Genomic DNA, 5962 nt, shown 5'->3' on the forward strand with positions numbered 1-5962 from the left:
GTAGGGTGTAGGGTGTAGGGTTTTAGCGATTTTGAGGGGGTCAATTACCTAATTTTCAGGGAAAAAGTCCCGGAATTTTCCCCCCGATCACTCCCAGATCTGGTACTTTTTGGAAACCAAAAAGTCTAAAAGTTTTACCCAACAAGGTTTTTAGATTTTTTCGGCAACCCCTAAATAATCAGTTTTTAATAACCAGATTTAGTATAAAAATAATCTCCTGACTCCTGACTCCTGACTCCTGACTCCTGACTCCTGACGAATGTTACGATTGTTACAACATCTTGACATTAATTCTGATACCCTGACAATGTGTCAATCTGTGCAGTAATGGGGCAGAAACTCAAGTGGTATCGATCCATATTTCTATTGTTGAGGGCAACCCGCACTTGCGATCGCTATTAGCTTGGCATCTGCAACAGGCCGGTTATTTGGTTAACCAATCGGCAACCCTGCAAAGTGCGCGTCAAGCTTTCCTTCATCGTCAACCAACCTTAGCAATTATCGATTCCGACTTGCCGGACGGGGATGGAATCGAACTCTGCCGTTGGCTTTATCAACAAAAACAGTCTTTAATACTGATTCTCTCGGCCCGCAATAGCGAAAAAGACGTGGTCAATGGTTTAAAAGCCGGGGCCGACGACTACCTGAAAAAGCCCTTTGGAATGCAAGAATTTATGGCTAGGGTAGAAGTGTTAACTCGTCGTTTAGGCAGTAGGGCTGCTCCCCTACACTTGGATTATGGGCAATTAAAAATAGATTTAGCCCAACGACGGGTACAATTTCGCGGGGAGTATATCGAATTAACGCCCCAAGAATTTAGCCTACTCTACGTTTTAGCCCAAGCGGAGGGAACACCCCTATCAAGAGCCGATTTACTGCGTCGCGCTTGGCCCGAGGAAATTGATAATCCCCGGACAATTGATACTCATGTTCTCTCTCTGCGGAAAAAAATCGAAACCGATCCCAGACAACCTAATTTAATTCAAACCGTCCGCAACGTTGGCTATCGTTTCAATCTAGAAATGTTGGCCGAGATGACTTCAGCTTTAGAGGCTAATATTATTGCCCCCAGCAAAGGCAATCATAACGGTCATTCCATTAATAAAATTCCTGCTCACAATGTTAGTCGTTAATTCTGGCGTTGTCCGACTGATTAGCAGATTTCTGGCTGAAATCGTCTCCTAAGCACTGAATCGAAGTGAGGAGACGAAGGCCAAATTAAACCCTAGTCACCATTGACCGATCCACTTGTTGCTGAAATTCCGTCAATAAACGCCGGAATTCGTCGCCCTCAATGGTTTCCTGTTCAATCAGTATATCCACCAAGCGATCAATCGCCACACGATTGTCAAGGATAAGTTTTGTTGCTAAATCGTGGCATTGCTTGACAAGTTCCCGTACTTGTGCATCAATTTTCGCCATCATCGCGAAAGAATGGTCGGGATGATAACCAGCGCCAGCACCCCCCAGATAGGAATTGCCCTCCTCCTCTAGAGCAATTAATCCCAATTCCGACATTCCCAGACGCGTTACCATCTGTCGGGCCAGATAGGTAATTTTTTCAATATCACTACCAGCGCCGGTGGTCACTTCATCCTCGCCGAAGACACATTCCTCCGCCACCCGTCCCCCTAATAATCCCGCAATTCGGGCTAACAACTGGGAACGACTGGTTAAACCCTGTTCTTCATCGGGAGTGAACCAAGTTAACCCCTGCGCTTGCCCCCGGGGAATCAGGGTGACTTTTTCCACTTGATCGTGGCCGGGACAGAGAGTACCGACAATCGCATGGCCGACTTCATGATAGGCGATCAAACGCTTGGCTTTACTATCAACTAAAGCGCGCCCTTCCATACCGGCCACAATCCGATCGATCGCATCGTTGACCTCCTCCATGGTAATCGCCTCTTTCCGCCGTCTAGCAGTAAAAATCGCCGCTTCGTTGAGCATATTAGCCAAATCTGCCCCAGTAAAACCGGGGGTGCGACGGGCGATCGCCGCCAGAGCCACATCAGCAGCCACCTTTTTATCGCGAGAATGAACCTCTAAAATGGCCAAACGTCCCTTACAATCTGGATAATCCACCACTACCTGTCGGTCAAAACGACCCGGACGCAGCAGGGCCGAATCCAAAACATCAGGGCGGTTGGTGGCAGCAATGACGATAATGCCAGTATTTTCCTCAAAACCGTCCATTTCCGTCAATAATTGGTTCAGGGTTTGTTCCCGTTCATCATTACCTCCCCCATAACCGATCCCTCGTTGACGACCAACGGCATCAATTTCATCGATAAAAACCAAACAAGGGGCATTTTCCTGGGCTTTTCGGAACAAATCTCGCACTCGCGACGCACCAACCCCGACGAACATCTCCACGAATTCCGACCCAGAGATGCTGAAAAAAGGTACTCCTGCCTCTCCTGCGATCGCTTTAGCCAGTAAAGTTTTCCCCGTCCCCGGTGGACCAATTAACAGGACTCCTTTCGGGATTTTTGCGCCAATAGCCGTAAATTTTTCCGGTTGTTTGAGGAATGTCACCACTTCCTCTAGATCTTCCTTGGCCTCATCCACCCCCGCCACATGATTGAATTGTATGCCGGTTTTTGCCTCCATCTGAAACCGCGCCCTTGATTTACCGAAGTTCATCGCTTGACCGGAAGCATTAGCAGAACGACGGATAATAAACACCAATAATCCCAAGACGAGAATAATCACTAACAGGTTAGTGAGAACATTGATCAGGGCTGAATTGTCAGTGCTGGGGAGAATGCCGTACTCAATTTTTTTAGCATCGAGTCTCTTGATTAATTCGGGATTTTGGTCAAATAAATTGACTTCTTTCGGGGAATCCTTGTCCGTTTGACCGACGAGGGTAACTGCTGCCTGCTGCGAAGAAGGATTGATTTCCACCTTTTTTACCTTTCCTTGCTCGATTTTCTCTAACAATTCACCGTAGGTGAGGGTATTTTGGTTTTTTTGACTCCAAGCAGGACTGACATAGCCAAAGGTTTGCATAATCATCCAAGTGCTGACAATCCCTTTCCATACTGGCCGATGACCACGATTCTTAGCTGACTTGGCTCTAACTACGGTGAGCGGAGATTTTTGATCCATAATTGACTCTATATCTAGTTACCCTGTATTCATTGTGACAGATCGACTCGATCGTGACCACTGTTCTGTTTTCCCCCAAGCACGACCCTGAGGGCAAATAGTGATGACGGTTTTTTGCTATATTGTATTCAGCTAGGTAGTCTAACAACTGCCTATCCCAATCACTAACAGTTTAGGGAAGTGGGTTTCGCCCGCTTTTTTTATTGTCCAAATCATGACCCATCCGCTCATCCCCGACCTGCTGCACCTAGCCACCCCTATCGCTGAAAACTTGGGGCTAGAAGTGGTCGATATCGTTTTCCAAACCAATAAAAGGCCTCCCGTCCTGCGCGTCGATATTCGCAATCTTGCGGGAGATACTGGTTTAGAGGACTGTGAGCAGATGAGTCGGGCCTTGGAAACCGCCCTCGACAGTCAAGAAATCTTACCAGGGGCCTACGTTTTGGAAATATCTAGCCCCGGCATTTCTCGACAACTGAGCAGTGAGCGCGAATTTCAGTCTTTTAAAGGTTTTCCCGTCATCGTTACCGGCCAGGATAGCCAAGGAAAACCGCAAGAATGGCGCGGAAAACTGCAAGGTAGAGATGAGCAATCTATTTATCTTAACCAAAAAGGTCGCTCCCTGAGCATTGATCGCACTACCGTCATCAGCGTCCGTTTAGATGAGCAGCGCAGTAATCAGTAAACAGTGATCAGTAAACAGTAATCAGTAAACAGTAAACAGTAATCAGTAAACAGTAAACAGTAAACAGTAATCAGGGATAAGGATGAAGATAAATAACTAACTAACTGATTAACTTAAAACTTAAAACTTACATCTGATAACTTACATCTGATAACTTACATCTGATAACTTACATCTGATAACTGATACAAGGCTAATGGCTAAAAAACTAATAACTCAAAAGTAAGGAGAAAAAATAATTATGGCTACTGTTAATTTGCCTGGTTTAAAAATAATGCTCGAAGAAATTAGCCAACGACATAATCTGCCCAAAAATGCCGTACAGGAAGCCTTGCGTGAAGCACTTCTCAAGGGTTATGAACGTTATCGACGCGCCCAAAGTTTAGAAAAAGCCGCTCAATTCCATGAAGATTATTTCAATAACTTTGATGTGGAATTAGACGTAGAAGAAGAAGGGTTTCGCATCCTTTCGACTAAAACTATTGTGGAAGAAGTGACCAATCCCGACCATCACATCGGTCTCAAAGAAGTGCAAGAAGTGGCCGACGAGGCCCAATTAGGGGATGAAGTAGTTCTTGATGTTACCCCCGACCAAAGAGAATTTGGTCGCATGGCGGCGATTCAAACTAAACAGGTTTTACTGCAAAAACTGCGGGATAACCAACGCAAAATGATTCAAGAGGAGTTCCAAGATCTGGAAGGAACGGTTTTACAGGCCCGGGTCGTCCGTTTTGAAAGACAGGCCGCTATTGTCATGGTACAAAGTACCTACGGTCAACCAGAAGTGGAAGCAGAACTACCCAAACGGGAACAGCTGCCCAACGATAACTATCGCGCTAACGCCACCTTTAAAGTTCTGCTCAAAAAAGTCCTAGAAGGTTCTCACCGCGGCCCGCAATTAATCGTTTCCAGAGCGGCGGCGGGTTTGGTAGTATATCTGTTCGCCAACGAAGTTCCCGAAATCGAAGAGGAAATCGTGCGTATTGTCGCCGTCGCCCGGGAAGCCAATCCCCCCTCCCGTCACGTTGGTTCACGGACAAAAATCGCCGTCGATACCTTAGAGAGAGACGTGGATCCGGTTGGGGCTTGTATTGGGGCTAGAGGTTCCCGGATTCAAGCCGTGGTTAACGAATTGCGGGGGGAAAAAATCGACGTGATTCGCTGGTCTCCAGATCCCGCCACCTACATCGCCAATGCCCTTAGTCCCGCCCGTATCGACCAAGTTTTGTTCACTAATGCCGAAGAAAGACAAGCATTGGTACTGGTGGCACAGGATCAATTGAGTTTAGCGATTGGCAAAGAAGGGCAGAACGTGCGTCTAGCCGCCCGTCTGACGGGCTGGAAAATCGATATTAAGGATATAGTCCTCTATAAAGGAGAACAAGAAGTAAAAACCGATGAAAACGACCCAGAAGCGCAGGATTTAGACCAAGAATGAACCCCTTCGTCAATTATCGACGCTGTATTAGCTGCCGTCTCTTCGCCCCGAAAGAATCCTTTTGGCGAATTGTCCGACTACACCCGTCCGGACAGATACAATTAGATCAAGGCATGGGAAGATCAGCCTATATCTGTCCACAGCCCAACTGCCTGCAACTGGCCCGGCAAAAAAATCGTCTCGGACGGGCCCTAAAAGCCAATATTCCCGAAACGCTCTATGAATCCTTGCAAGAGCGCCTCGGGACTGCCAAGCAAGGTCGTTCAAATCAGGATTAAAATTGACGATCATAGCCACAAAATCGTTAGCATGGAAAGGGGGCAGTCCTGACAGGATCAAAAAATCAGCCAACTTATAGGATCACTAACACTTTAGCCGGGGGATAATGGATGAGTAACGCGAAAGTCAGAATTTACGATTTATCAAAAGAATTGAATCTAGACAACAAAGACATTTTGGACATCTGTGACCAGTTGAACATCGAGTACAAGAGCCACAGTAGCACGATCAGCGAAGAGGATGCCCAACGCATCAAAGCAGTCGCTGCGAAGGGATTGGTCTCGAGTACCAGTAAAAATAGCACGGGTCAGCGAGAATCGGCTAGTCCTGCCGAAGAAAAAAAACAAAAGATTTTAGCCCTGCATAAACACAACCGCCCCGAAACTGGCGAAGAAGGGGAAATCTATCCCGGGCCTGCCGGGTCCTCAGCTAAACCGACTTTAATC

General features: G+C 46.8%; 6 protein-coding genes. 5 read left to right on the plus strand and 1 reads right to left on the minus strand.

All coding sequences use genetic code 11. From position 1 onward, the window contains the following. The first annotated feature begins 344 nt into the window (after positions 1-344). Positions 345-1133, plus strand: coding sequence for a response regulator transcription factor (locus tag IQ242_RS14645; RefSeq protein ID WP_002768355.1), 789 nt, complete (start codon positions 345-347; stop codon positions 1131-1133). 85 nt (positions 1134-1218) lie between these two features. Here the strand turns inward: IQ242_RS14645 and ftsH are convergent, their stop codons facing one another. Then, positions 1219-3114 (minus strand): ATP-dependent zinc metalloprotease FtsH, encoded by a 1896-nt coding sequence (ftsH, locus tag IQ242_RS14650; RefSeq protein WP_193960468.1) that lies wholly within the window; start codon positions 3112-3114, stop codon positions 1219-1221. 214 nt (positions 3115-3328) lie between these two features. On the opposite strand from ftsH, the gene rimP reads away from it, so the two are divergent. From rimP to IQ242_RS14670, 4 genes are all read left to right on the plus strand, one after another. Beyond that, positions 3329-3799, plus strand: coding sequence for a ribosome maturation factor RimP (gene rimP / locus IQ242_RS14655; protein ID WP_193960469.1), 471 nt, complete (start codon positions 3329-3331; stop codon positions 3797-3799). Between the two features lie 241 nt (positions 3800-4040). Next, a complete protein-coding gene (gene nusA / locus IQ242_RS14660) occupies positions 4041-5237 on the plus strand; it encodes a transcription termination factor NusA (protein ID WP_002768358.1) in 1197 nt (398 codons plus the stop codon). Then, the gene (locus IQ242_RS14665) at positions 5234-5515 is read left to right on the plus strand and encodes a YlxR family protein (protein ID WP_193960470.1); all 282 of its coding nucleotides are present in this window, start codon (positions 5234-5236) and stop codon (positions 5513-5515) included. The genes nusA and IQ242_RS14665 overlap by 4 nt, the downstream gene beginning before the upstream one ends. A 111-nt stretch (positions 5516-5626) precedes the next feature. After that, positions 5627-5962 (plus strand): translation initiation factor IF-2 N-terminal domain-containing protein (locus IQ242_RS14670; protein ID WP_193960471.1); only part of this gene is annotated, 336 nt, incomplete at its 3' end.

It is taken from the genome of Microcystis sp. LEGE 08355, assembly GCF_015207185.1.
GTDB classification, from domain to species: domain Bacteria; phylum Cyanobacteriota; class Cyanobacteriia; order Cyanobacteriales; family Microcystaceae; genus Microcystis; species Microcystis panniformis.

Coding starts and splice junctions, on each gene's coding strand:
- ftsH (WP_193960468.1), bottom strand. CDS start 3,114: ATGGATCAAAAATCTCCGCTCACCGTAGTTAGAGCCAAGTCAGCTAAG.
- rimP (WP_193960469.1), top strand. CDS start 3,329: ATGACCCATCCGCTCATCCCCGACCTGCTGCACCTAGCCACCCCTATC.
- IQ242_RS14665 (WP_193960470.1), top strand. CDS start 5,234: ATGAACCCCTTCGTCAATTATCGACGCTGTATTAGCTGCCGTCTCTTC.
- nusA (WP_002768358.1), top strand. CDS start 4,041: ATGGCTACTGTTAATTTGCCTGGTTTAAAAATAATGCTCGAAGAAATT.